The organism is Rhodoferax sp. (assembly GCF_023701345.1).
Classification (GTDB): domain Bacteria; phylum Pseudomonadota; class Gammaproteobacteria; order Burkholderiales; family Burkholderiaceae_C; genus Rhodoferax.
This window is the reverse complement of the sequence record NZ_JAMPXE010000037.1, coordinates 1-25,976: the sequence shown is the minus strand read 5'-3', so window position 1 is coordinate 25,976 and position 25,976 is coordinate 1. Positions and strand designations below refer to the sequence as shown.

Sequence of the window (25,976 nt, the reverse complement as noted above, 5' to 3'; positions counted from 1 at the left end):
TCCCTTATGACCGCGGCCAAGGCTTTGGGTGCCACTGATATGGTGACCTGGCCCGACGCCGAACTGGGCCGTGCCGCTGCGTTCATCATCTCGGCAGCCGAGGGTGGCAGCCTGCACCTGGACGACTTGCGCACACGGGCAGACGATTTTGAGCCACTGTCGGTGGACCGCTTCATTGCCGGTGCCTTGACGCCCGCCCACTGGTATGTGCGCGCGCAGCGTTTTCGGCGGGTCTACCGCGACAAGGTCAACGCCCTGTTCCAGCATTGGGATGTGCTGCTGGCGCCGGCCACGCCGGTGGCTGCGCCCGAAATTGGTGCCGAGTGGATCGACATCAACGGCACGCGCTACCCGTCGCGCCCTTCCCTGGGGCTGTTGACGCAACCGGTTTCCTTTGCTGGTTGCCCGGTGGTGGCCGCCCCGCTGTGGCCTGCGGGCACGGCTGGCCTGCCCATCGGCGTGCAGGTGATTGCGGCGCCCTGGCGCGAAGACCTGGCGCTGCGCGCCGCCCAGGTGCTGCAAAGCACGGGTGTGGCGCATCTCAAACCTGTGGAGTTCTGACATGGACATCAACCTCCCCGACGTGCTCGCCGAAGTCACGCACTGCTCAGATCGTTATGAACAAGCCTTGGTCAGCAACGACGTGGCCGTGCTGGACGAATTGTTCTGGAACAGTCCGCACACGCTGCGCTATGGTGCCACTGAAAACCTTTACGGTTATGACGCGATTTGCGCCTTTCGGGCCGGGCGCCCGGCGCACGGGCTGGCGCGCACTATTTTGAGGACCGTCATCACCACGTACGGGCGCGATGCGGCCACCGTCAACCTGGAGTTTCAGCGCACCGGCAGCGCGCACACCGGCCGCCAGAGCCAGACCTGGATACGCACGCCGCAGGGCTGGCGTGTGGTGGCGGCCCATGTGAGTTTGCTGACCACCAGCACGCCCTGAAGTTCGGCACAGTTTTTGCATCCAATCTTGTATTCAAGATTTTGCGCCAGAAAAAGCACCATCTTGATGCGTCCAACCCTTGCCCCAACCCTCGGAGAATTGAGCATGAACCTGAACCAATTGAACCGCCGCGACTCCCTCAAATCATTGGCCGCCTTGAGCGCGGCGGGCACACTGGGCGCCTGGAGCCATCAGGCGCTGGCGCAAAAGCCGCTGACGGTGGGCATCATTTATGTCGGCCCGCGCGACGACTACGGCTACAACCAGGCGCAAGCCCAGGCGGCTGCAGAAATCAAGAAAATGCCGGGGGTAAAAGTGGTCGAGGAAGAAAACGTGCCCGAGACCGCGGCGGTGCAAAAAACCATGGCCGGCATGATCGTGCAAGACGGCGCCTCCCTGGTCATTCCCACCTCATTCGGTTATTTTGACCCGCACATCCTGGCGCTGGCGCCCAAGTACCCCGACGTCCGTTTTGCCCATTGCGGCGGCCTGTGGACCGAGGGCAAGCACCCCAAAAACGTGGGCAGTTTCTTTGGCTACATCGAGGAATGCCAGTACCTCAACGGCGTGATCGCCGGGCACATGAGCAAGAGCGGCAAGATCGGTTTTGTCGCTGCCAAGCCGATTCCGCAAGTGCTGCGCAACATCAACGCCTTTTTGCTGGGTGCGCGCTCGGTCAAGCCGGGCATCACCTGCAGCGTGATTTTTACCGGCGAGTGGTCGATGTCCATCAAGGAGGCCGAGGCCACCAACAGCCTGGCCGACCAGGGCGTGGACGTGTTCACCATGCACGTGGATGGCCCCAAGGTGGTGGTCGAGACCGCCGCCAAACGCGGCAAGATGGTGTGTGGCTACCACGCCAGCCAGGCCAAGCTGGCCCCCAATGCCTACCTCACGGGTGCCGAGTGGAACTGGACCACCGCCTACAAGGCGCAGATCGAAGCCGCGCAGTCCGGCAAACCCCATCCCAATTTCCTGCGCGGCGGCCTCAAGGACGGCTACGTCAAGATGTCGCCGTATGGGTCGATGGTGACCGACGCAGCCAAGAAGAATGCCGAAAGTGTCAAGGCAAAGATGCTGGCGGGCAGCTTCGACATTTTCAAGGGGCCTATCAAGGACAACAAGGGCAACGTGGTTATAGCCGCTGGGAAAACACAAAAGCAGACGGCGATTGAACTGGAAAGCATGAACTACCTGGTCGAAGGCGTGATCGGCTCGTTCTGAACTTCCCTGTAACCGGCCATGCGCGACACCCTGAATAACATCGGACTGCCCCTGCTGGCCATCACCGCAGCGCTGGGGCTGTTTGGTGTTTTTGTCAGTTTTTCAGGGGTCAACCCGGTGGAGGTCTGGCTGCTGTTGTTCAAGGGCGCTTTTGGTGACTGGTTCTCATGGCAAAACACCTTGCAACGTGCAGCCCCGCTGATGCTCACTGCCTTGTGTGTGGCCGTGCCGGCACGCGCCGGGCTGGTGGTGATTGGCGGCGAGGGGGCGTTGGTGTTGGGTGGCTTGGCCTGTGCGGTGGCCGCCCAGAGCCTGCCCCTGCCCGGCGGGCCGGTGGGCATTGCCGTGATCTGTGCCGCAGGCGCGCTGGCCGGTGCCCTGTGGGTGGCGTTGGCGGGCTGGTTGCGCCAATACCGCGGCATCAATGAGACCATCAGCAGCCTGCTGCTGGCCTACATTGCCATCGGCCTGTTTAAGCATCTGGTGGAAGGCCCGCTGCGCGACCCTGCGAGCCTGAACAAGCCCTCAACCCACAGCCTGCCCGAAGATTTGTTAATTGGCGGCATCGCCGGTTCCGATGTGCATTGGGGGCTGGCGCTGGGTGTGTTGGCCTGTGTGGGGCTGGCACTCTGGATGCGTTGGACCGCGTCGGGGTTTTCGGTACGTGTGGTGGGTGGCAACCCGCGTGCCGCCCAACTGGTGGGCCTGCCGGCGTCCAAATTGATATTGATCGCCTGTGCGCTCGGTGGCGCGGCTGCCGGGCTGGCCGGCGCGGTGGAGGTGGCGGCGGTGCACACCAGCGCCAATGTGTCGCTGATCGCGTTTTATGGTTATGCCGGCATTTTGGTGTCGTTCATTGCGCGGCACCACCCCTTTGCCATCATTCCGGTGGCGATTTTGTTTGGTGGTTTTGGCGCCGCCGGCAGCATGCTGCAGCGCCGCCTGGGTTTGCCCGATGCTTCGGTGCTGGTGCTGCAGGGCATTGCCTTTGTGCTGATTCTGGCCAGCGAAGCCTTGCGCGGCGTCGACTGGAAAGCCCGCTTGAGTTTCCTTTCCCGCGCGGCTGGTCCCGAGCATGCGCCGCAGTCTGCAGGAGGCCAACCGTCATGACACCCGACCAGTGGATCGCGTTTTTTTCGGGCATTGTGGGCGGCGCCCTGCGCGTGGGCACGCCCTTTTTGTTTGTCAGCCTGGGCGAGTGCCTGACCGAAAAGTCGGGTCGCATCAACCTGGGGCTGGAGGGTGTGCTGGTGCTCTCCGCCATGGCCGCTTTTGGCGGCGCTTACCTGAGCGGGTCGCCCTGGATCGGCGTGCTGGCCGGGGCACTGGCCGGTGGCTTGCTGGCGGCGCTGCACGGCGTTTTGTGCTCACTCAAGGGGGTCAATGACGTGGCCACGGGCATCGCCCTGATGATGCTGGGCACGGGATTAGCTTTTTACCTGGGCAAGCCGCTGATTCAGCCGCAGGCCCCGCAAATTCCCGCGATTGCGCTGGGCCTGTGGAGCGATTCACCGGCAGTGCGCTCGGCCTTGCAGGTCAACATGTTGTTGCCGCTGGGCTTGTTGTTGGCGCTGGTCATGGGCTGGGCTTTCAAGCACACGCGTTATGGCTTGTTGCTGCGCATGGCCGGTGACTCGGCGCATGCGGCGCGCGCCCTGGGGTATTCGGTGGCGACCATTCGTGTGATCGCCACCACTCTGGGCGGCATGGTGGCCGGTCTGGGCGGGGCCTCGCTGACCCTGTTTTACCCGGGCAGCTGGAATGAGGGCATCTCCAGCGGCCAGGGCCTGATTGCCGTGGCGCTGGTGATTTTTGCCCGCTGGAGCCCCTGGCGTTGCATCGGCGCGGCCGCACTTTTTGGTGGTGCCGGTGCCATCGGGCCGGCATTGCAATCTGTCGGTATCGGCTGGGGTTACCACCTGTTCAATACCGTGCCCTATGTGCTCACGTTGGTGATTCTGGTACTGACCTGCAAGCCCGGCAGCGTGGCCCAGGGCAGCCCGGGCGAGTTGTCTGCGGCACGGTAAACCTACGGTAGAGGAGAAATTTGATGAGTGGACTCGGTGGCTTGAACAAATCAAAACACGGCGTGGTGATGGGGCTGGTGCAACTGCAGTTGCCGGTGGTCAAGACACCGGCCGACCTGGCGGCACAAACGCAGCGCATCTGTGCCTTGGTGGCCAAAGCGCGCCGCAACCTTGGCACCATGGACTTGGTGGTGTTCCCGGAATACGCGCTGCACGGCCTGAGCATGGACACCGACCCGGCCATCATGTGCTCGCTCGACGGCCCGGAAGTGGCCGCTTTCAAGCAGGCCTGCATTGACAACCATATCTGGGGCTGTTTCTCCATCATGGAGTTCAATCCGAACGGCAACCCCTACAACAGCGGACTCATCATCGATGACACCGGCAGCATCCGCCTGTATTACCGCAAGCTTCACCCCTGGGTGCCGGTGGAACCCTGGGAGCCTGGCAACCTGGGCGTGCCGGTGTGTGAAGGCCCCAACGGCTGCACGCTGTCGCTGATCATTTGCCACGATGGCATGTTTCCCGAAATGGCGCGCGAGGCAGCTTACAAGGGGGCAGAAATCATCATCCGCACCGCCGGCTACACCGCCCCCATTCGCCATGCCTGGCAGATCACCAACCAGGCCAATGCGTTCACGAACCTGGCCTACACCGCCAGCGTGTGCATGTGTGGCAGCGACGGCAGCTTCGACTCCATGGGCGAGGGCATGTTTTGCAACTTCGATGGCACGATGCTGGTGCAGGGCGGCGGCCGGGCCGATGAGATCATCACCGCCGAATTGCGCCCCGATCTGGTGCGCGAGGCGCGCACTGGCTGGGGCGTGGAAAACAATATCTATCAGTTCTACCACCGGGGTTATGTGGCGGTGCAGGGCGGGGCGCAGGATTGCCCCTATACCTATATGCATGACATGGCGGCCGGGCGCTACCAGTTGCCCTGGAAGGTGGAAGTCACCGACGGCACGCCCTGCGGTTTTGCTACCCCGACGCGCAGTTACCGGGGCCCAGAGACGCATCCGCTGGTGCCCGGTGCGGTGGCTGCAGCAGGCAGCATCGGGACAAGCGAATGACGCGCTTCATCGACGCTGATCCCTACGGCTGGCCTTTCGACGGCGACCTGCGCCCGGGCAACACGGCGCTCATCGTCATCGACATGCAGACCGACTTTTGCGGCGTCGGCGGTTATGTCGACAAGATGGGCTACGACATCACGCTGACGCGCGCGCCGATTGCGCCGCTCAAGGTGCTCATGGAAACCTTGCGCGCGGCGGGCTACCCCGTGATCCACACGCGCGAGGGCCACCGGCCCGATTTGTCGGACCTGCCCGCCAACAAGCGCTGGCGCTCGCGCCAGATCGGCAGCGACGGCGTGGGCATTGGTGACTTCGGCCCCTGCGGGCGCATCCTGGTGCGCGGCGAGCCGGGCTGGGACATCATCCCCGAGCTCGCCCCGCTGCCCGGCGAGGTGGTCATTGACAAGCCCGGCAAGGGCTCGTTTTACGCGACTGATCTGGAGCTGGTCTTGCGCACCCGCGGCATCTGTAACCTGATGCTGGCCGGTATCACCACCGATGTGTGTGTGCACACCACCATGCGCGATGCCAATGACCGGGGCTTCGAGTGCCTGCTTTTGTCCGACTGCACGGCTGCCACCGACCTCGGCAACCACCTGGCGGCGCTCAAGATGGTCACCATGCAGGGTGGTGTGTTTGGCGCGCATGCCCCCTCGCAGGCGGTCTTGCAAGCGCTGACGACAGCGACGAGCGCATGAGCCACGATCTGATTCCGCCGCACAAGCCCGCCACCGGTGCGCTGGCGCTGGAAATTTACCAACTGACTAAACGGTTTGGCAGTTTCACGGCTATGGACCAGGTCAGCATGAAGGTGGAACCAGGCACCGTGCATGCGTTGCTGGGTGAGAACGGCGCCGGCAAAAGCACACTGGTCAAGTGTGTGGCGGGTTTTCAGCAGGCCGAAGAAGGCAGTATCCTGATTGACGCGCGTGAACAGGACATCGCCAACCCGGTGGTGGCCCGTGAGTTGGGCATTGGCATGGTTTACCAGCACTTCACCCTGGCGCCCGGCATGACGGTGGCAGAAAATCTGCTGCTGGCGGCCGACCGGGTGCCGCTGCTAATTGACTGGCAAGCCAAGCGCGCCGAGCTCAGCGCATTTCTGGCCAGCACCCCGTTTCAACTCGACCTCGACGCCTGCCCGTCTGAGCTGGCTGCGGGTGAAAAACAGAAGCTGGAGTTGCTCAAGCAGCTTTACCTGAAACCGCGCCTGCTGATCCTGGACGAGCCCACCTCGGTACTGACGCCGCAGGAGGCCGACGAAGTGCTGGGCCATGTGCGCGCCTTTGCGCGCAGTGGGCAGTGCACCGTGATCATCATTACGCACAAGTTTCGCGAGGTCATGGCCTATGCCGACGCCGTGACCGTGCTGCGCCGAGGCCGGGCCGTGCACCACAGCCGGGTGGCCGATACCAGCCCTGCGCTATTGGCGCAGGCCATGATGGGTGAGTCGGCGGCCAGCACCGAATTGCTGCAGCAAGAGCAACCAGCACCGGTAGCTTGTACGCAGGGCACGGTAGATTCAAGTACTGTGCCGGCGCTGCAGGTCAGTGGGTTGAGTGCCCTTGGCGACCGTGGCACCGTGGCCTTGCATGGCGTTGACCTGATGGTGCGCTGCGGTGAAATTTTGGGTGTGGCCGGCGTGTCGGGCAATGGCCAGCGTGAACTGGTGGAGGCGCTGGTTGGACAGCGCCCGCGGCTGTCAGGGCAGGTAAGCGTCATGGGCGAGTCCTACCGGGCCACCCGCACCGACAACCACCGATTGAAGGTGCGCAGCCTGCCCGAAGAACCCTTGCACAACGCCTGTGTGGGCGCACTCAGTGTGGCCGAGAACATGGCGCTGCGCGACTTTGACCAGCCACCCAACACTCGTGGCGGCGTGCTGCGTTTTGGCGCCTGGCGTAACCGGGCGCGCGCCTGGATTGCCGAATACGGCATCAAGACCCAGGGTGAAAACGCGCCGATTGCCAGTTTGTCGGGCGGTAACGTGCAGCGCGCGGTGCTGGCCCGTGAACTGGCGGGCGACATCAATGTGCTGATTGCCGCCAATCCGGTGTTTGGCCTGGACTTTGCCGCGGTGGATGAGATCCACAGCCGCTTGCGCAAGGTGCGCGCGCAGGGCGCCGGTGTGCTGCTGATCAGCGAAGACCTGGACGAGTTGCTGGCGCTGTGTGACCGCATCGTCGTGATGAGTGAAGGCCGCATCGTGTTCGAAGTCAGCGCTGCCGGAGCCGACCGCAAGGTGCTGGGCGCCCATATGGGCGGCGGCACCCACCATCTCACCACCCTACCGCAAGAAAGAGCCGCAGCATGACCCCGTCCACCCCAGCGCGCACTCCGGCCAGCCGCCCCATGACGCTGGCGGGCCGGCCCTTTGACTTTTGCTGCGACCTGGCCAGCACGGCCTTGGTTATCATTGACATGCAGCGCGATTTCATCGAACCCGGCGGTTTTGGCGAGACCCTGGGTAACGATGTCTCGCTGCTCTCGGCCATCGTGCCAGCCTGCGAGGCCGTGCTGACAGCGTGGCGTAATGCGGGGGGGCTGGTGGTGCACACGCGCGAGGCGCACCATGCCGACCTGTCCGACTGCCCGCCGGCCAAGCGCAACCGGGGCAACCCAACATTGCGCATTGGTGACATCGGCCCCATGGGGCGGATTCTGGTGGCGGGTGAACCCGGCAACCAGATCATTGCCGAGCTGGCGCCGCACCCCGGTGAAATCGTGATCGACAAGCCCGGCAAAGGCGCTTTCTACGCCACGCCGCTGCACACGCTGCTGGGTCAGGCGAACATCACCCACCTTGTTTTCATGGGGGTGACCACCGAGGTCTGCGTGCAAACCTCCATGCGCGAGGCCAATGACCGAGGTTATGACAGCCTGCTGCTGGTGGACTGTACCGAGAGCTACTTTCCCCAGTTCAAGGCAGCCACCCTGGAGATGACCCATGCGCAGGGCGGCATTGTGGGCTGGACGGCGCCCAGCGCGCTGCTGCTGGCGGCCCTGGCACGCTAACGAGCACCGGGAACGCTGCTACAGTCTTTCCAATGCAAACCGAAAAATCCAAATCCACGCCGCACAGTTCCTTGGAAAAAACGGTGCTGCGCCGATCCCGCGCTGACGAGGTTTACGAAGCGCTCAAGCGTGACATCGCCAATTTCAAACTGGTTCCTGGAGACCGTTTTACCGAGAATTCCGTTACGGAGCAACTCAAGGTCTCGCGCACGCCGGTGCGCCAGGCGCTGACCCGGCTGCAACAGGAAGGTTATGTCGAGGTTTCGTTTCGCAGCGGCTGGCGCGTGTTGCCGTTTGACTTTGCGAAATTTGAGCAACTGTACGACTTGCGCATGGTGCTGGAAACCACGGCGGCCCAGCGCCTGTGTGAGGAGAGTTTGCGCAGCCCCAAACCGGTGAACCGCGCACTGATCGATGCGTTGACGGCATTGTGGCTGGTACCGCCGGAACAAAGGAGCAAAGACACCCAGCAGGTCAGCCAGTGGGACGAAGACTTTCACTGCGCGCTGGTGGCTGCGGCGGGCAATCCCGAAATGGCCCGGGTGCACCGCGAGGTGACCGAGCGCATCCGTATCATCCGTCGGCTGGACTTTACCCAGCAGGCCCGCATTGACGCCACCTACGAGGAGCACGGCAAAATTCTTGCCGCCATTCGTGCCAAGCGCAGCGACCAGGCGGTCATGCTGCTGCGCGCCCACATTGAGACCAGCCAGGCCGAGGTGAAAAAAATCACGATCCACCAGTTTCACATGGCGCGCCAAGATGCAAGGTGCTAAGGAAAGTCGAAGTTGCTGACTTCATGTTTGCAAGGTGATTCGAGACGCTCTCACGCCCGTTTGCTGGTGACGAGCCCTTAAACGTCTTCCCACGCAGCCGCAGTCATCAAGTCGGCAGTCTTCATGTTCGATTGTGCTGCCATTACTCTTTGCACAACCGATACTCCGCAGCCAGCCTGCGCTGCAATCTTGAGCATCCCCAAGCCCTGCGATCTCAGGTGCAGGATACGGTTTTCAATTTCTGTCGAGACAGCAGGGCGCCCAATGTCATTGCCGGACTTCGTGCCCTTGGCCTTGGCCCGCGCCATGCCGGATCTAACCCGCTCCTGAATCATTCCGCGCTCGAACTCTGCAAAGACGCCCATCATTCCAAAGAGCGCCTTGCCTGCCGGTGTCGTGGTGTTGATTCCTTGCTGGTGTAGGTACCTTTGGCATCCGGGTGCACCGGCTTGAGCGAATGCGTCACCGCCTGAATTTGTGCGGCACGCCGGGCGGCATCTTCCAGCCAGGTTGCGGGGATGAATTGCTGTCGCAGTTTTTCACGTTGTTGGTTGGCGGCATCGGGATCGTTGACATCTTCTTTCACGGCTTCAAGTTTGTCCTTGTAGCGCGCAGCAAGAAAATCAGTGATCACCGCCCGCAACACGGTTAACGCCACAGTTCACTGCCGCATAGGCAGCTCAGAAAAGCTCGCGCTTCGGCTGCACGTCAGTCACGTCGTTCACTGCCGCATAGGCAGCTCAGAAAACGTTGGCGTCATTGGTGTCTGCACCGTTGGCGTTCACTGCCGCATAGGCAGCTCAGAAAGTCACTGGCATCCCAACCACAGGTCTGCTGGCCCAGGTGCTGGTGGCCAAGTTTGCCGACCATCTGCCGCTGTACCGCCAGGAGGCCATTTTTGGCGTGCCGGTTTGGCCATTGCCCGCTCCACGCTGGGTGCCTGGGTGGGCAGCTGTGGTGTGCAATTGCAACCCCTGGTTGATGCACTGAAGGCCGACATCCTGCTGCACAGTGTCATTCATGCCGATGAGACTCCGGTGCAGATGCTCAAGCCCGGCAACGGCAAAACCCACCGGGCCTACCTGTGGGCTTACGCTGCGGGTGCCTTTGAGGACACCAGGGCGGTGGTCTATGACTTCTGCGAATCCCGCTCTGGTGAGGACGCCAAGGTGTTTCTGGGTGACTGGCGCGGCAGCCTGGTTTGTGACGACTTCAGTGGTTACAAAGCCAGCTTTGGTGCGGCCATCACGGAGGTGGGCTGCATGGCGCACGCACGGCGCAAGTTCTTTGATCTGCATGCCAGCAACAAGAGCCAGATCGCACACAGTGCGCTGGAGCAGATTGGCAGGATTTACGACATTGAGCGCGAAATCAAAGAACTGCCTCCCGATGAGCGAAAGCGAATCCGCCAGGAGCAATCCAAACCACTGCTTGATGCCTTGCACCAGTGGATGGTCCTGAGCCGGCAGAAGGTCACCGATGGAACGGCTACGGCCAAAGCGCTGGACTACAGCCTGCGTCGCTGGGGTGCACTCACGCGTTTCCTCAGTGACGGTCAGCTACCGGTGGACAACAACCATATCGAGAACCAGATTCGTCCGGTTGCCATCGGTCGCAACAACTGGCTGTTCGCCGGTTCACTGCGTGCGGGCAAGCGTGGTGCTGCGGTGATGAGTCTGATCCAGAGTGCCAAACTCAATGGGCATGATCCGTTTGCCTATCTCAAGGATGTCCTGACGCGCTTGCCAATGCAACGGGCCAGTCAGATTCATGAGTTGTTGCCGCACCGCTGGCAGCCACAAAGTCAAGCTCTTTGATTCCCAGCCACAGCCGCTGCGCTGTGGTCAAGATGGGTTCACTGCGCGCTTACGCATAGGCAGCTCAGAAAAAACCTGCAACCAGTGCCGCTTGTGCAACAACTATTACGCGCTTTATCAATTTCTTCAATCCATTTACGGAAAAGCGCCAGCAATCAAGTTTTTGCACGCACGCGAGGCGACAATGCATTGCCCTGATTAATCTGGCGGCGTAGCAAATCAGCCACGGCATGAAAAATACTTTTGGCCATCACCGTGCCTGAAATCGGGCTGGTTTGTCGGGTATCGAAGGCAAGAGCGGGGAACGAAATGACATTTTCAAAAGTAAAACATGGCATTCATGCGGCTTACAGCCTATCTTTAGAGCGCTTTCACAGGATTGAAAAGCACTTGCTTTTCAATCCTTTTTTATTTTCCGGGATGCCTCTTGCGTCAACGTTCAATGTGTTCTTGCGGGTGCTTGATTGAATGATCCTGATTTGAGCGCGCTGGCCATGGCGGCATTTGACCAGATGGTCGCTGCCACGCCGGAGTTTCGCGCGCGCCCTGGTCAGCGCGAAATGGCGCAGCGCATCGCCAGCAGCCTGCACAGCGTGACCCTGGGCGACCAGGACAAGCCGCAGAGCGCGGTCACCGTGATTCAGGCGGGTACCGGCGTCGGCAAGTCGGCCGCCTATTTGTCGACCACCGTGGCGCTGGCACTGGCGCGCAAAACGCGGGTGGTGGTGTCCACCGCCACCGTGGCGCTGCAAGAACAGCTGATGACCAAAGACCTGCCGGCGCTGGCAGCCGTACTCGACACACCATTTGTCTATGCCCTGGCCAAAGGCCGTGGCCGCTATGTCTGCAAGCTCAAGCTGGAGCGCCTGGTCGGTCACGTTGGGGAAGATGCGACAGAATTGTTTGATGGCGACGACGAAGCCAGCGCCACGTCACAAACCAGCGCGACCCAGCCCACCCGGGGCGCGGTGTGGCAGGATCCCTTGGAGCGGCGCGTGGCCTTGTATGACACGCTGGCATCGGCCCTGGCCGCAGGCAAGTGGGATGGTGACCGTGACAACCTGGCCGAGCAGCCCGAGGCGCGCGACTGGTCCACGGTGGCCGCCGAGCGCCACACCTGCACGGCGCGCCATTGTCCGCGTTTTTCAAGCTGCAGTTATTACCAGGCCCGCATGCAACTGGCGCAGGCGCAGGTGATTGTGGCCAACCATGACCTGGTGCTGGCCTCGCTGGGAATGAAGGCGCTGCCGGATCTGAACAACTGCCTGGTGGTGTTCGACGAAGGGCACCATCTGCCGGCGGTGGCGCTGGACCAGTTTTCCAGCGCCATGGACCTGACCGGCCTGCGCTGGCTCGACAAGTTGCCCAAGATCCTGATCGACGTGGCCGACAACATGGGGTTTGTGCAGGTGCAGGACGTCACCACGTTGGCGCAACAGCTCAAGACCGCGCTGCTGGAGGCGGGCCGACTGGCGCTGGAATTGGTACGCGGTCTGTCAGCCGGCTATGACACGGTGTACCGTTTCAGGGATGGCATCGTGCCCGAGGCCATGCTGGAACCCTTCAAACTCATCCATGGCCATGCCTCGGCTTTGTCAGATGCGCTGGAGGCTCTGGGTGCCGAGCTCAAGGCGCGTGCCAAGGAAGACACGGCCCAGGCCGCCAATTGCTCGGTGCAATACGCCAGGCTGGGCCAGATGGCGCCCAAGCTCAACAGCGTGGTGGCCACCAGTGCGCAGTGGCTGTGCAGCGATGAGCCGCCGCTGGCCAAGTGGCTCAAGTCGGACACCAGCTCCGGCCTGGTGTCCATCAGTGCGCACGCCTGTCCGATCGTGCCCGGCGATTTGCTGCGCCGACACCTGTGGCAACAGGTGCGCGGTGCCGTGGTGACCTCGGCGTCGCTCACCACCTGCGGCAGTTTTGACTTTTTTCTGGGCGAAACCGGGTTGGCCGGTTTGCCGCAGGTGAGTACGCTGGCGGTTGAGAGTCCGTTTGATTACCGATCCCAGGGCCAGTTGATCGTGGCCGACACCGCAGCCGACCCGAAACAGGTGGACCTCTACACTACCCAGATGGTGGCTGCCTTGCTGCTTGACCTGCGCGAGGTAGCGCATGGCGCCCTGGTGCTGTTTACCTCGCGCGTGCAAATGCAGGCGGCGGTGAGTGCACTGGACGCGAGTTTGCTGGAACTTGTGCTGGTGCAGGGGCAAATGGCGCGCGGTCGTTTGCTGGGCATCCACCAGGCGCGGGTGGAGTCAGGGCGCGCCTCGGTCATTTTTGGGCTGCAGTCGTTTGGCGAGGGGCTGGATTTGCCGGGCTTGCTGTGCGAGACCGTGTTCATTGCCAAGCTGCCGTTCAGCCCGCCCTCGGACCCGGTCGAAGAAGCGCGTGCCGAGTGGCTCAAGCGAGCCGGGCGCGACCCGTTCTCGGAACTGGTGGTGCCGGCCACCGGCATCAAGCTGCTGCAGTGGACCGGGCGGGCGATTCGCTCCGAGACCGATCAGGCCCGGGTGATTTGTTACGACAAGCGTCTGCTGAGCATGGCTTATGGCCGGCGCATGCTGCAAGGCCTGCCGCCTTATGCGGTATCCCGGCGCGTGCACGGGGCGCTGTCAGCGCTTTAATGAGATGATGACAGCATGGATTGCATTGAAGGAATTGATGGGTGAATAATTTTTTGAAACAATTGACCAGCTTGGTCTTGCGTCTGGGTTTGTTGCTGGCTGCGTTGATATTTTTGGCCAGTTTGGTGTTTGCCGCCGGGCTGGTGCTGGTGCTCTGGCTTCTGCGGGGCTTGTGGGCCAAACTGACCGGCCAGCCGGTGCAGCCCTGGGTCTTCAAGATGCACCGGGCCGACCTGTGGCAAAAGGCTTACCGTGCCACAACGCCTGGCAGCAGCCGGGGCAAAGCGCCGATGGACGTGATTGATGCCGAGGTGACCGACGTCACGGATGTCAGCGACGTCAGGGAAAAACGACCCTGATTTCAGCGCAAGCCGGCATCTGCCGTGGCTGCGCTTGAAAGATTGTTGACGGTCTCCGAGGGTGTGACACGTCGTGCGCCATCAAAGCGATGGCTCCAATAGGAAATGCCCATGTTTTCTACCCGGACCTGCGCGCCAGGTTTGGGTGAATGGATGAATTTGCCATCACCAATGTAAATGCCAACATGGCTGAAGGCGCGGCGCAAGGTGTTAAAGAACACCAGATCACCCGGTTGCAGTTCAGAGCGGTCAATTTGCTGGGTGGCCGCGGCTTGCTGTTCGGCCTTGCGTGGCAGGATCAGCCCCACAGTTTGCTCGTACATGGCCTTGACGAAACCACTGCAGTCGAAACCGGTTTCCACACTGTTGCCGCCCATGCGGTAAGGCACGCCCAAAAACCCCAACGCGTTGACCACCAAGTCGGAGGCCTTGTTGGTCACACTTTGGCGCATCTGGCTCATTTGGGACAACAAGCCTTTATCATCCAGAAAGTGGCCCAGGTCATCGGGTGCCATGGCCGGGGCGGCGTGCACGCTGGTGGCCAGTAGCAAGGATGACAAAAGGGCGTGGATTCGCATGGACGTAGTGTACTCACATTTTTCTGTTTAAAAATTCGAGAAAACATCATCTAAACCATTGATTTGTTAGCTAATTCAAGGATTTTTATGTTCAAGGCATTGTTGTTGGAAAACACGGCTGGCTTCAAGGCCAGCGTGACGCAAGTGGATGAAGCCTGCTTGCCACCGGGTGATGTGACCGTGGCGGTGGCCTATTCCACTCTTAATTTCAAGGACGGCCTGGCCATCACCAACAAAAGCCCGGTGGTGCGGCAGTGGCCGATGGTGGCTGGCATTGACGGTGCCGGCACGGTGCTTGAATCGAGTCATCCTGATTGGCACGCAGGCGATACCTTTGTGCATAACGGTTGGGGTGTGGGTGAAACGCATTGGGGTTGTCTGGCTGAAAAAGCCAGACTCAAGGGCGACTGGCTGGTCAAGCTGCCCCGCGCATTTACAGCGCGTCAGGCCATGGCGATTGGCACAGCCGGCTACACCGCCATGCTGTGTGTGCTGGCGCTGGAAGACCATGGCGTCAAACCGGGCGAGGGCGAAGTGTTGGTGACTGGTGCCACTGGGGGTGTCGGCAGCGTCGCGATAGCTTTGCTGACCGGACTGGGCTACACCGTGGTGGCTGCCACCGGCAAGGCCAGCGAAGCGTCCTATTTGAAGACTTTGGGCGCCAGCAGCATCCTGGATCGGGCCGCGTTGTCGGCACCCGGCAAACCGTTTCAAAAGGAGCGCTGGGCGGGGGTGGTGGATGCCGTCGGTTCGCACACGTTGGCCAATGCGCTGGCACAAACGCGCTATGGTGGTGTGGTGGCGGCCTTTGGTTTGGCCCAAGGCATGGACTTACCAACCACGGTCATGCCGTTCATCTTGCGCGGCGTGACTTTGGTGGGGGTTGACTCGGTCATGGCACCTCTGGTCAAACGCCAGCGCGCCTGGGATCGGCTGGCGCGGGACCTGGATCCCGCGCTGCTGGAGACCATGGTGCAAGAGGTGCCGTTGGAAGCCGCGATTGCCAGCGCGCAAGCCCTGATGGACGGCAAGGTGCGTGGCCGCGTGGTGGTGCGGCTCGCCGCCTAGCGTGATTTGGCCGCCTGGTGAATCGCGGCGCGGACCCGCGGGTAGGTGCCACAGCGACACAGGTTGCCGCTCATGGCGCTGTCAATGTCCGCGTCACTCGGGTGGGGATTGGTTGTGAGCAAGGCGGTCGCGCTCATGAGCTGGCCGCTTTGGCAGTAGCCGCACTGCACCACGTCCAGATCGAGCCAGGCCTGGCGCAAGGCGTCGGCTTCGGGTCCGTGCAGGCCTTCGATGGTGGTGACTTCACGCGTGCCCACGGCGGCCAGTGGCGTCACACAGGCGCGCACCGGTTCGCCATCCAGATGCACCGTGCAGGTGCCGCACAGCGCCATGCCGCAGCCAAATTTGGTGCCGTTGTAGTGCAGTTCACCGCGCAACACCCACAGCAGCGGGGTCTCGGGTTCGGCTGCGACGTCGATGGTTTTGCCGTTGAGTCTGAGGGCGGTAGTCATGGTGTGATTCCTGGATGGCGGGCTGTGGCGCAGCCTCAGGCCAGCTTGAGGGGCAGGGCGCGCAGGCGCTTTCCGGTCAGGGCAAACACGGCGTTGGCCACGGCGGGTGCAATCGGTGGCGTGCCGGGTTCGCCGACGCCTTCGGGTGGCTCGGTGCTGGCCATGATGTGGCTCTCGATGACCGGGCATTCGCCCATGCGCAACATGGGGTAATCGTGAAAATTGCTTTGCTGCACCTGACCGTTCACGATGGTAATTTCACCGCCAAGTGCTGCCGACAGGCCAAACACGATGGCGCTATCGAGTTGTTGCCGGATCAGGTTGGGGTTGACGGCAAAGCCGCAGTCGATCACGCACCAGACCTTGTGCACCCGTATTTTCTGGTCGGCATCCACCGACACCTCGGCCACCTGCGCCACCACCGAGCCAAAGGACTGGTGCAGCGCCACACCGCGGGCGCGCGGCAAGGCGCCTGGCGCCGGGTTGAAAGCCTGGCCCCAGCCTGACATGGTCGCGACCTGCTGCAAGACCTTGAGAGGGCGGGGGTGCCGCTGGAGCAGGGCGGCCCGAAAAGCCACCGGGTCCTGGCCGGCAGCCAGCGCCACTTCGTCCATGAAACATTCCTTGAAGAACGCCTGGTGCGAGTGCCCCACCGAGCGCCAAAAGCCGACCGGCACGCCCAGCGCCACCATCTCATGGGCAATGCGCGCGTTGGGCCACTCGTAGGGTTGGTCAAAGGCGCCCTCGGCCGTGGTTTTGTCAGGTCCGGCAGATGGCAGATTGAACAGGCGCTTCAATACCTGCGGCACGATGGCCTGGCTGACCGAGGTATTTTTCCAGGCGGTGAGTGCGCCCTTGGCATCGAGCCCCGCCACAAAGCGCGAGACACAGGCTGGGCGGTAAAAGTCGTGCGTGATGTCCTGCTCGCGGCTCCAGAAGGTTTGCACCGGCGCACCACCGGCCACTTTGGCGATGGCAGCGGCCTGGCCGATGAAGTCGACGTCCAGCCGGCGGCCAAAACCACCGCCGAGAAATTGCACCTGCACAGTCACCTTGTCGCTGGCGAAGCCCAGCGCCTTGGCTGCGGCGGCGCGCGCCAGGCCGGGCACCTGGGTCGACGCCCAGACGGTGGCGGCGCCGTCCTTGAATTGCACCGTGCAGTTCATCGGCTCCATGGGTGTGTGGGCAAGGTAGGGCACCTGGTAGTCGGCGGTGACGGTCTTGCTGGCCGAGGCCAGGGCGGTGCTGACATCGCCATGTTTGTAATAGGCCCAGCCGTCCTCGCGGTCCAGCGTTTGCGTCAGTTGCACCAGCACATCGGCGCTGTCGAGCGTGGCGTTGGAGCCGTGGTGCCACTCGATGCTTACTTGCGCCAGCGCCTGGCTGGCGTGGTACGGGGTGTCCGCCACCACGGCGACGCCGCCGGTACCACCGTTGTAGCCATCGACCTTGAGCACCTGGCGCACGCCGGGCAGTTTGGCCGCCGCATCGGCCTGAAAACTGGCCACGCGACCGCCCAGCGTGGGGCACATGGTGACGCTGGCGTACAGCAGGCCGGGCGGCAGCACATCCATGCCAAAGATGGCCGAGCCGTCGAGCTTGGGTGCGGCTTCCAGGCGGCGCCTGGGGTTACCGATCAGGGTGAATTGGGCCGGATTCTTGAGCTGGGGGGCTTCTGGCAGGGGCAACTGGCTGGCGGCCTGGGCCAGTTCACCAAAACTGGCGGATTGGCCACCCATGTGCGTCACGCGCCCAAGCGATGCCGTGCATTCGGTCGCTGGCAATTGCCATTGGCGGGAGGCAGCCTCGATCAGCATGGCGCGGGCCGAGGCGCCGGCTTCGCGCATGGGCAGCCAGAGATCCTTGATGCTCGACGACCCGCCGGTCATCATCACGCCGAACTCGCGCATCAGCTTGGCGGTGAGCCACTGCGCGGTGGCCTTGAGCGCGCTGTCGTCATCCGGGTGAAACGGCAGGCCATCGACCAGGGCGCTGAGGTTGTTGTAGATGGCGTCAATCGGCGCGTGCTCCACCCGCACCTGGGCCCAGTCGGCATCAAGCTCTTCGGCCAGCAGCATGGCCAGGCCGGTGTGCACGCCTTGCCCCATCTCCGACTTGGACATCATCACCGTGACGCTGTTGTCCACGCCAATCTTTACCCAGCCGTTGAGCGCGTTTTGCCCCGGTCCGGTGGACAGCGGCTGCGCGCCCGTCAGGCGTTGGCGCACCGGCATCAGCGACCAGCCCACCACCAGGGCGCCAGTGGTGGCGACCGTACCGAGCAACCAGCTTCTACGTGTGACCATGGATGAACTTCATGTTGATCGAAGTTGCCATGCTACCGCGAACCGAATATGGATACTGGACCAAGTCCGTCATCGCGAAGCGCGGCAACCCATGACTTCAAAGCTGCGGTTTAATCCGGGCATGCCCTGTTTTAAATTTTTGAAAGCCCGCCATGCTGCTTGAAGCCGAACTCTCCCAACTGGTGCTGGTCGATTACCAGACCCGCTTGATGCCCGCCATTTTTGAAGCCCCGCTGGTGCTGGCCAATGCCGTGCGGCTGGCGCAAGCGGCCCAATTGCTGCAAGTGCCGGTGTGGGGCACCGAGCAAAATCCGTCAAAGCTCGGCGAAAATCCGCCCGAATTGCGCGCCCTGTGCCAGCGCACGCTGGCAAAGATGCAGTTCAGCGGGGTCGAAGAAGGCCTGGGCGAGTGGCTGCGCCCGCCGGTGAAGGCCCCGGTGGGCAATGCGCGCAGCCTGCCCAAGCATCTGCAGAAGCCATCGAACACGCCCACCGAGCGCAGCAGCATCGTGATCGCCGGCTGCGAGGCCCATGTGTGTCTGCTGCAGACCGCGCTGCATTTGCTCGAAGACGAGTTTGAAGTCTGGGTGGTGACCGATGCCTGCAGCTCGCGCACCGAGCGCAACCGCGACGCCGCCTTTGACCGCCTGGCGGGCGCCGGCGCCGAGTTGGTGACCACCGAGATGGTGGCGTTCGAGTGGTTGCGCAGTGCCGAGCACCCGCAGTTCAGGGTGGTGCAGGCCTTGATCAAATAGGGCGAGGTGTTTGCCTGGATGCGGCCAGGCTGGCAGCGATAATCTGCGGCTTGTTTAGGAGCTTGCGTGGATATTGTTTTGCTGATCAAGGCCGCCATCATGGGCGTGGTCGAGGGGTTGACCGAGTTTTTACCTATTTCGAGTACCGGCCATCTGATTCTGGCGGGGGCCCTGCTGGGTTTTGACGACGAGAAGGCCAAGGTATTCGACATCGCCATCCAGACCGGCGCCATTTTTGCCGTGATTCTGGTCTACTGGCAAAAAATACGCGACACCGTGGTGTCGCTGCCTTCTGAAAAGGAGGCGCAGCGTTTTGCCCTCAATGTGCTGATCGCGTTCTTTCCTGCGGTGATTTTGGGCCTGCTCTACGGCAAGGCGATCAAGGCGCATTTGTTCACGCCCGTGGTGGTGGCCAGCATGTTCATCATTGGTGGTTTCATCATCATCTGGGCCGAGCGCCGCCAGGAAAAAAATCCGGCGGTCACGCGCATTCATGATGTCGATGCCATGACGGCCATGGACGCGCTCAAGGTGGGCCTGGCGCAGTGCACGGCCATGATTCCGGGCATGAGCCGCAGCGGCGCCACCATCATTGGTGGCATGTTGCTCGGCCTGAGCCGCAAGGCCGCCACCGATTTTTCCTTCTACCTGGCCATTCCCACGCTGATCGGCGCCGGTGCCTACAGCCTGTTCAAGGACCGTGCCCTGCTGTCCTGGGCCGACGCGCCGGTGTTTGGCGTCGGGCTGGTGATGTCGTTTTTCAGTGCCTGGTTGTGCATCCGCTGGCTGCTGCGCTACATCGCCAGCCACAGCTTTGTCGGCTTTGCCTACTACCGCATTGTTTTTGGCTTGGTGGTGCTGGCTACCGCCTGGAGCGGCAGCGTAACTTGGGCCGCCTGACTTTTTACGTTATGCAGGGTCGACTTCAGTCGACCTGGCGGACTGAAGTCCGCAACAAAGAGGGGTGTCAGGTTTTGACCAAACTTCGCGACCGTGCAAGGTAATTAGATTAACTTTTCCTGCGGCGAGCTGATTTTTTTCAGCGCCCGGCTGCGGCTGGCGGGCTGCATCAGCGGCACGCTGGTTTGCTCGCCGTTCCACATCGGGTCTTCGATGCTGTCAAAGACTTCGCGCAGCTTGGCACCCCAGCTGTTGTGCATCATCTTGAAGTAGGGGTTGTGCTCGTCGATGCAGACCACCTTGTCGGTCTGGAATTGATTGACTTCGTACACCACCATGTCCAGCGGCAAACCGACCGAAAGGTTGGATTTGAGGGTGGAGTCCATTGACACCAGCGCGCATTTGGCCGCCTCGTCCAGCGGCGTGTGGGGGGTGATCACGCGATCCAGCACGGGTTTGCCGTATTTGGATTCACCCACCTGGAAATACGGCGTCTCGGGTGTCGCCTCAATGAAGTTGCCGGCCGAGTAGACCTGGAACAGGCGCATGCCTTCGCCCTTGATCTGGCCGCCAAAAATCAACGAGACGTTGAAATCGACCCCGGCCAGTTTGAGCGCGGCGGCATCGCGCTCGTACACATGGCGAATCGCCGAGCCGAGCACGCGCGCCGCGTCGAACATGCTTTTGGCGTTCCAGATCGTGATGCCCTCGTCCTCGTCGTGGTCCTTGAGTTTCTCCACCTGCAAAATTTCGCGCACCGACTGCGAAATGCTCAGGTTGCCGGCTGACAACAACACCATGAAGCGGTCGTCGGGCTTTTCGTAAACAATCATCTTGCGAAAGGTGCTGATCTGGTCCAGACCGGCGTTGGTGCGGGAATCGGACAAAAAAACCAGTCCGGCGTTGAGTTTGATGGCGACGCAATATGTCATGAGGTCAGGGTTTGTAGGAAAGGAGGTAAGTTTAAAGGTTATCAATCTGCGCGGGATCACCGTCCGGGCGTTCTCGAAGTCGGCGCCACGGCCACGTGGCGCCACTTCGATACATGCTGTTTCAATTTGGTATTGGTCAACTATTGCAAGTCGGCACATACCTGTGCCAGACTGCTTTTACCGGGCGAAGCACGCGTTGAGGGGCTCGGGTGATTGCGCCAAGTCCCAGGGTTGTGAGGGATGGTGCACTGAAGTGTGTGGACTGGCGCACAGATCAGTCTCGATTTGAAGCGCACCGTGCAAGTTCATGAGGCATGTTGACACATAAGCCTCATGAACACCGGCTGCACATCGTTTTGGTGGACAGTCTGCAGAGTCACTTTTAAAGGATGAACGAAATGAAAAGTATCAACCAATTTTCCTGGTCCAAATCACGGGCATTGTTGTCGACATCGGTGCTGGCGGCCCTGGTCGCCGCTTGTGGCGGGGGTGGCGGCGCAAGTGCGCCGGGCACGCTCGGGGTGTCCCTGACCGATGCGCCCGCCTGCGGCTTTGACGCGGTGAACGTGACCGTGACCAAGGTGCGTATCAACCAAAGCAGTACAGCGTCTGAGAATGATGGGGGCTGGACCGACATCACCCTCAATCCGGCACGAAAAATCAATCTGCTCGATTGGAACAACGGTGGGATAACGTCGCTTGGTGAGACGCCTTTGGCCGCCGGACATTACTCGCAACTGCGTCTGGTGCTGGATCCGAACACCGCAAACGGTATTGTCAATTCTGTTGTGCTAGAGGGCAGCAACATTGAGACACCTCTCGTGACACCCAGTGCGGTGCAAAGCGGCATCAAGCTGGTCAATGAGTTCGATGTGCTTTCTGGCCAGCGTGTCGATCTGTTGATGGATTTTGACGCCTGCAAGTCGATCGTGCTGCGTGGCAACGGTGTTTATGCCTTGAAACCCGTGATCAAGGTCGTTCCCTTTGTGCTCAATGGCATCAACGGTTTTGTTGATACGGCGATGCTGCCCAGCGGCGTCATGGTGACGGCGCAACAGAACGGTGTGATTGTTCAGACCACGGCACCTAACACAACCACCGGTGAATTTTTCCTGGCGCGACTTCCTGCGGGTACTTACGACGTGGTTCTGACCGCCAATGGCCGCTCCACAGCGGTCATTGCCGATGTGTTGGTTGCCACCCCCACCAGCGTGGTTCCCGTGAGCAACACGGTCACGCGGATCACGATGCCGACGTCACTGACCCGCACGGTGAGCGGCACGGCCGTGTTGGATCCAGCCAGTACCACGGAACTGGCCTATGTGGCAGCGAAGCAAACCTTTGGTACCACTCCCACCGTGACGGTGAAGTCGGTCGCCGCCGATGAATTGAATGGCGGTGCCTACAACCTGAGCTTGCCCATTGGCGAACCCCTGCTTGGACAATTTGGCACCGGCATTTTGCCGATTGCACTTCCCATGCAAGAAGGCTTGGCCGGCAAGTACAGCGTGGCTGCGTCTGCCACTGGCTACTCGACGCAATTGGTGAGCAAAGACATTTTTGCCGCGGATGCAACGCAGGCTTTTGTGCTGGTGCCCCCCTTGGTGCCGTGATGCCATCCCTGATCTTTTTTAGCCTCACTGTTTCCAGTGGCTAAAAATCAGGGCCTGACCGGTTACGCCTTTGGCGTGATCTGTCAGGCCCTGTTGTTTTCAGGCCTTGACGACCTTGTTCGTCAGTCTGACACGCCGATCGGCACGCAGCTGCAGAACAAATTCCGGTCGCCATAAACGTTGTCGATGCGGCCGACCGGCACCCAGTACTTGGATTGCTTCAAGGTAGGTACGGGAAATGCGGCCAGTTCCCTGGAATAAGGCCGGTCCCAGGCTTCCCCCAGCAGCGTGGCCGCCGTGTGCGGCGCATGGCTCAAAGGGTTGTTGCCTTGTGGCCAGACGCCCTGCTCAACCTTGGCAATCTCTTCGCGGATGGCGATCATGGCATTGATGAAGCGGTCAAGCTCGTCGAGCGTTTCGCTCTCGGTGGGCTCGACCATCAACGTGCCGGGCACCGGAAAACTCAGCGTGGGCGCATGGAAGCCGTAGTCCATCAGGCGCTTGGTCACGTCTTCGGCGGTCACGCCGTGGACACCGCCGCTGCTTTCCTTCAAGGGGCGCAGATCAAGAATACATTCGTGCGCGACGCGGCCGGGTTTGCCGCCTTCAGAGACGCTGGTGTAGAGCGTGGGGTAGTGGTCTTTCAGGCGCACGCTGATGTAATTGGCGCTCAAAATGGCGACCTCGGTGGCGGCCTTCAGGCCTTCGGCCCCCATCATGCGGCAGTACATCCAGCTGATCGGCAGCACGGCCGCATTGCCCAGAGGTGCAGCCGACACAGCGCCAACGCCCTGGCCCGGCAGATAAGGCACCAGGTCGGCCACCACACACACCGGGCCCACACCCGGACCGCCGCCGCCGTGCGGAATGCAGAAGGTCTTGTGCAGGTTCAGGTGGCTCACGTCGCCGCCGAATTCCCCGGGTGCGGCCAGTCCGACCAGTGCGTTCATGTTGGCGCCGTCCACATAGACCCGGCCGCCGTGGCTGTGCACCAGGGCGCAGAGTTCCTTGACGCTGGTCTCGAACACGCCGTGGGTGCTGGGATAGGTGATCATGATCGCCGCCAGGTTGGCGCTGTACTGTTCACACTTGGCCTTGAGGTCGGCCATGTCGACATTGCCATTGGCGTCACAAGCGGTCACCACCACCTTCATGCCGACCATGGTGGCGCTGGCGGGGTTGGTGCCGTGCGCGCTGCTCGGGATCAGGCAGATGTTGCGGTGGCCCTCGCCGCGTGCCGCGTGGTAACCGCGGATGGCCATCATGCCGGCGTATTCGCCCTGGCTGCCGGCGTTGGGCTGCAGGCTGATGCCGGCGTAACCGGTGGCCTCGCAAAGCCAGCCGCGCAACTGTTCGTCGAGCTCGGCGTAACCGGCGCGCTGGTCTTCTGGGCAGTAGGGGTGGACGTTGGCAAACTCGGGCCAGGTGATCGGGATCATCTCGCTGGTGGCGTTGAGCTTCATGGTGCAACTGCCCAGCGGGATCATGGTGCGGTCCAGCGCCAGATCGAAATCGGACAGGCGGCGGATGTAGCGCAGCATGCCGGTCTCGGAGTGGTGGCTGTTGAACACCGGGTGCGTCAGGTAACTGCTGCTGCGCGCCAGGGCGGCGGGCAGCAGGCTGGCCGTGTTGTGTTCAAAGTCAGCCACCTGGGGCAGGGTCTGGCCGGGCTTGGCAAAGAAGTCCCAGAGCTGTTCCACGTCGGCGCGTGTGGTGGTCTCGTCGAGCGACACGCCCAGTGTTTGGCTTGACGCCAGCCGCAGGTTGATGCCGCCTGCGACCGCTTTTGCGGCGATAGACCCGGCGGCGTCGCCCGCGCTCACAGTGATCGTGTCAAAGGCACTGGCATTGGCAAGGGTGAAACCCAGAGTCTTCAGGCCAGCGGCCAGCACCGCCGTCAGCGTGGCCACGCGTTGCGCGATGCGCTTGAGGCCGGCGGGGCCGTGGTAGACCGCGTACATGCTGGCAATTACCGCCGGGAGCACCTGCGCGGTGCAGATGTTGGAGGTGGCTTTTTCGCGGCGAATGTGCTGTTCGCGCGTTTGCAGCGCCAGCCGGTAGGCCGGGTTGCCGTGGGTGTCGACACTGACACCCACCAGGCGGCCGGGCATGGTGCGCTTGTGCTCGTCGCGGCAGGCCATGTAGGCGGCGTGCGGGCCGCCATTGCCCATCGGCATGCCGAAGCGCTGCGTGGTGCCCACGGCAATGTCGGCACCGAGTTCGCCCGGGGCGGTGAGCAGCGTCAGCGCCAGCAGGTCGGCCGCCATGATGACAATGCCGCCTTTGGCCTTGATGGCAGCAATCAGGGCGCGGTCATCACGCACTACGCCGCTGGTGCCTGGGTATTGCAGCAGCACGGCAAAGCTGTCTTGTGCCAATTCATCGCTGTTGTGGCACAGCTTGACACTGATGCCCAGCGGCTCGGCGCGGGTCTGGATCACGGCCAGGGTTTGCGGCAGCACCTCGGCGTCGACCAGGAAAGTGGTCGATTTGGACTTGCTGACGCGCATGGCCATGGTCATGGCCTCGGCCGCCGCGGTGGCTTCGTCGAGCATCGAGGCATTGGCCATGGGCATGCCGGTGAGGTCCATCACCATGGTCTGGAAATTGACCAGTGCCTCCATGCGGCCCTGGCTGATCTCGGCCTGGTAGGGCGTGTAGGCGGTGTACCAGGCGGGGTTTTCCAGGATGTTGCGCAGGATCACGCCGGGCGTGTGGGTGCCGTAATAACCCTGACCGATGTAGCTTTTGAACACCTTGTTCTTGCCCGCCATGGCCTTGAGTTCGGCCAGCGCGGCCGCCTCAGAAATCGGCGCGGGGATGGCCATGGGCTGGCTGCGGGCGATGCTGCGTGGCACGATGTCATCAATCAGCGCAGCGCGCGAAGCAGCCGCCACGGTTTTCAGCATCACCGCTTCGTCAGCTGCATCGATGCCGATGTGGCGCGCAATAAATTCAGACGCGTTTTCAAGTTCGCCCAGAGGCGAAAGAGCAATGGAGGTCATGGTGGGTGGCCTGTTCAGTGCGCGTCAGCGGCAAAAGCGGCGTAGCTGGTCTCGTCCATGAAGGCATCCAGCTCGGCCGGGTTGGCCAGTTTGATCTTGAAGAACCAGCCCGCGCCCAGCGGGTCGGAGTTGGCCAGGGAAGGGTCATCGCGCAGGGCTTCGTTCACCTCGGTGACCTCGCCGTTGGCGGGCATGTACACATCAGCGGCGGCCTTGACCGACTCAACCACGGCGGCAGGGTCTTTGGCGGCGTAGGTTTTGCCCACTTCGGGCAGATCGACAAACACCACGTCGCCGAGGGCATCTTGCGCGTGGTGGGTGATGCCAACGGTGCCGATGTTGCCGTCAATCTTGATCCATTCGTGGTCGGGGGTGTATTTGATAGTCATGGTGATGCTCTGAATAGTTAAAAAATGGGAGTGTGGAAGTAAAAAAGACTTTAACCGCGGAAATAGTTGGTCGGCACAAAGGGCATGGCCACCACTTCCATTTGGACCGGC

The 25,976-nt window shown here is 61.9% G+C and carries 25 protein-coding genes, 1 pseudogene and 1 CRISPR repeat array; of the genes and pseudogenes, 18 read left to right on the top strand and 8 right to left on the bottom strand.

Annotated elements, in window-relative coordinates; translation table 11 throughout:
• The 10 genes from NDI87_RS07240 to NDI87_RS07195 form a co-directional block, all read left to right on the top strand.
• The coding region (locus tag NDI87_RS07240; RefSeq protein ID WP_296274292.1) for an amidase family protein at positions 1–561 on the top strand (561 nt) is incomplete at its 5' end.
• Position 562: 1 nt separating this feature from the next.
• Positions 563–949, top strand: coding sequence for an oxalurate catabolism protein HpxZ (hpxZ, locus tag NDI87_RS07235; protein WP_296274290.1), 387 nt, complete (start codon positions 563–565; stop codon positions 947–949).
• A gap of 105 nt (positions 950–1,054) precedes the next feature.
• Positions 1,055–2,173, top strand: coding sequence for a BMP family ABC transporter substrate-binding protein (locus tag NDI87_RS07230; protein WP_296274288.1), 1,119 nt, complete (start codon positions 1,055–1,057; stop codon positions 2,171–2,173).
• 18 nt (positions 2,174–2,191) lie between these two features.
• On the top strand, positions 2,192–3,283 hold the full coding sequence (locus NDI87_RS07225; protein ID WP_296274287.1) for an ABC transporter permease: 1,092 nt from the start codon (positions 2,192–2,194) through the stop codon (positions 3,281–3,283).
• Positions 3,280–4,200, top strand: a complete 921-nt coding sequence (locus NDI87_RS07220; protein WP_296274285.1) for an ABC transporter permease — start codon at positions 3,280–3,282, stop codon at positions 4,198–4,200. The genes NDI87_RS07225 and NDI87_RS07220 overlap by 4 nt, the downstream gene beginning before the upstream one ends.
• Positions 4,201–4,223: 23 nt before the next feature.
• Positions 4,224–5,273: a formamidase gene (locus NDI87_RS07215; protein WP_296274284.1), complete on the top strand. Its 1,050-nt coding sequence runs from the start codon at positions 4,224–4,226 to the stop codon at positions 5,271–5,273.
• On the top strand, positions 5,270–5,974 hold the full coding sequence (locus NDI87_RS07210) for an isochorismatase family cysteine hydrolase (protein ID WP_296274282.1): 705 nt from the start codon (positions 5,270–5,272) through the stop codon (positions 5,972–5,974). The genes NDI87_RS07215 and NDI87_RS07210 overlap by 4 nt, the downstream gene beginning before the upstream one ends.
• Positions 5,971–7,590: an ABC transporter ATP-binding protein gene (locus NDI87_RS07205; protein ID WP_296274278.1), complete on the top strand. Its 1,620-nt coding sequence runs from the start codon at positions 5,971–5,973 to the stop codon at positions 7,588–7,590. The genes NDI87_RS07210 and NDI87_RS07205 overlap by 4 nt, the downstream gene beginning before the upstream one ends.
• 38 nt (positions 7,591–7,628) lie before the next feature.
• A complete protein-coding gene (locus NDI87_RS07200; RefSeq protein ID WP_296274293.1) occupies positions 7,629–8,291 on the top strand; it encodes an isochorismatase family cysteine hydrolase in 663 nt (220 codons plus the stop codon).
• Positions 8,292–8,323: 32 nt separating this feature from the next.
• Positions 8,324–9,067 (top strand): GntR family transcriptional regulator, encoded by a 744-nt coding sequence (locus NDI87_RS07195; RefSeq protein WP_296274277.1) that lies wholly within the window; start codon positions 8,324–8,326, stop codon positions 9,065–9,067.
• Positions 9,068–9,144: 77 nt separating this feature from the next.
• On the opposite strand, the gene NDI87_RS07190 is transcribed toward NDI87_RS07195, so the two are convergent.
• Positions 9,145–9,435 (bottom strand): recombinase family protein, encoded by a 291-nt coding sequence (locus tag NDI87_RS07190; RefSeq protein ID WP_296274275.1) that lies wholly within the window; start codon positions 9,433–9,435, stop codon positions 9,145–9,147.
• A complete protein-coding gene (locus tag NDI87_RS07185) occupies positions 9,432–9,713 on the bottom strand; it encodes a type I-F CRISPR-associated protein Csy1 (protein ID WP_296274273.1) in 282 nt (93 codons plus the stop codon). Before NDI87_RS07185 ends, NDI87_RS07190 begins: the two co-directional genes overlap by 4 nt.
• Before the next feature lie 12 nt (positions 9,714–9,725).
• A CRISPR array of direct repeats spans positions 9,726–9,874; the repeat unit is 28 nt; unit sequence GTTCACTGCCGCATAGGCAGCTCAGAAA.
• Between the two features lie 6 nt (positions 9,875–9,880).
• Here NDI87_RS07185 and NDI87_RS07180 point away from each other — a divergent pair.
• From NDI87_RS07180 to NDI87_RS07165, 4 genes and pseudogenes are all read left to right on the top strand, one after another.
• A pseudogene (locus tag NDI87_RS07180) lies at positions 9,881–10,884 on the top strand (IS66 family transposase); the annotation flags it as partial.
• Positions 10,885–11,127: 243 nt separating this feature from the next.
• Positions 11,128–11,352 (top strand): hypothetical protein, encoded by a 225-nt coding sequence (locus NDI87_RS07175; RefSeq protein ID WP_296274271.1) that lies wholly within the window; start codon positions 11,128–11,130, stop codon positions 11,350–11,352.
• Positions 11,349–13,508: an ATP-dependent DNA helicase DinG gene (dinG, locus tag NDI87_RS07170; protein WP_296274270.1), complete on the top strand. Its 2,160-nt coding sequence runs from the start codon at positions 11,349–11,351 to the stop codon at positions 13,506–13,508. The genes NDI87_RS07175 and dinG overlap by 4 nt, the downstream gene beginning before the upstream one ends.
• 41 nt (positions 13,509–13,549) lie before the next feature.
• Entirely contained in the window at positions 13,550–13,867 is a 318-nt protein-coding gene (locus NDI87_RS07165) for a hypothetical protein (RefSeq protein ID WP_296274268.1), read from the top strand.
• Between the two features lie 2 nt (positions 13,868–13,869).
• On the opposite strand, the gene NDI87_RS07160 is transcribed toward NDI87_RS07165, so the two are convergent.
• Positions 13,870–14,445: a C40 family peptidase gene (locus tag NDI87_RS07160; protein ID WP_296274266.1), complete on the bottom strand. Its 576-nt coding sequence runs from the start codon at positions 14,443–14,445 to the stop codon at positions 13,870–13,872.
• A gap of 87 nt (positions 14,446–14,532) precedes the next feature.
• Between NDI87_RS07160 and NDI87_RS07155 the strand changes: the two genes are divergently transcribed.
• Positions 14,533–15,513 carry an MDR family oxidoreductase gene (locus tag NDI87_RS07155; RefSeq protein WP_296274264.1) on the top strand — a complete coding sequence of 327 codons (981 nt, stop codon included), beginning with the start codon at positions 14,533–14,535 and terminating at the stop codon, positions 15,511–15,513.
• Here the strand turns inward: NDI87_RS07155 and NDI87_RS07150 are convergent.
• Both NDI87_RS07150 and NDI87_RS07145 read right to left on the bottom strand, forming a co-directional pair.
• Positions 15,510–15,965 carry a (2Fe-2S)-binding protein gene (locus NDI87_RS07150; RefSeq protein ID WP_296274261.1) on the bottom strand — a complete coding sequence of 152 codons (456 nt, stop codon included), beginning with the start codon at positions 15,963–15,965 and terminating at the stop codon, positions 15,510–15,512. The genes NDI87_RS07155 and NDI87_RS07150 overlap by 4 nt on opposite strands.
• 35 nt (positions 15,966–16,000) lie before the next feature.
• Entirely contained in the window at positions 16,001–18,271 is a 2,271-nt protein-coding gene (locus NDI87_RS07145; protein ID WP_296274259.1) for a xanthine dehydrogenase family protein molybdopterin-binding subunit, read from the bottom strand.
• 152 nt (positions 18,272–18,423) lie between these two features.
• Between NDI87_RS07145 and NDI87_RS07140 the strand changes: the two genes are divergently transcribed.
• Together NDI87_RS07140 and NDI87_RS07135 are read left to right on the top strand one after the other, a co-directional pair.
• Positions 18,424–19,026: an isochorismatase family protein gene (locus NDI87_RS07140; protein ID WP_296274258.1), complete on the top strand. Its 603-nt coding sequence runs from the start codon at positions 18,424–18,426 to the stop codon at positions 19,024–19,026.
• A gap of 66 nt (positions 19,027–19,092) precedes the next feature.
• The gene (locus NDI87_RS07135; RefSeq protein WP_296274256.1) at positions 19,093–19,926 is read left to right on the top strand and encodes an undecaprenyl-diphosphate phosphatase; all 834 of its coding nucleotides are present in this window, start codon (positions 19,093–19,095) and stop codon (positions 19,924–19,926) included.
• Between the two features lie 104 nt (positions 19,927–20,030).
• Here the strand turns inward: NDI87_RS07135 and NDI87_RS07130 are convergent, their stop codons facing one another.
• Positions 20,031–20,858, bottom strand: a complete 828-nt coding sequence (locus NDI87_RS07130) for a proteasome-type protease (protein WP_296274254.1) — start codon at positions 20,856–20,858, stop codon at positions 20,031–20,033.
• 398 nt (positions 20,859–21,256) lie between these two features.
• Between NDI87_RS07130 and NDI87_RS07125 the strand changes: the two genes are divergently transcribed.
• Positions 21,257–22,471: a DUF4382 domain-containing protein gene (locus NDI87_RS07125; RefSeq protein ID WP_296274253.1), complete on the top strand. Its 1,215-nt coding sequence runs from the start codon at positions 21,257–21,259 to the stop codon at positions 22,469–22,471.
• Between the two features lie 122 nt (positions 22,472–22,593).
• On the opposite strand, the gene gcvP is transcribed toward NDI87_RS07125, so the two are convergent.
• The gene (gene gcvP / locus NDI87_RS07120; RefSeq protein ID WP_296274251.1) at positions 22,594–25,476 is read right to left on the bottom strand and encodes an aminomethyl-transferring glycine dehydrogenase; all 2,883 of its coding nucleotides are present in this window, start codon (positions 25,474–25,476) and stop codon (positions 22,594–22,596) included.
• A gap of 14 nt (positions 25,477–25,490) precedes the next feature.
• Positions 25,491–25,865, bottom strand: coding sequence for a glycine cleavage system protein GcvH (gene gcvH / locus NDI87_RS07115; protein WP_296274248.1), 375 nt, complete (start codon positions 25,863–25,865; stop codon positions 25,491–25,493).
• Positions 25,866–25,976: the final 111 nt, after the last annotated feature.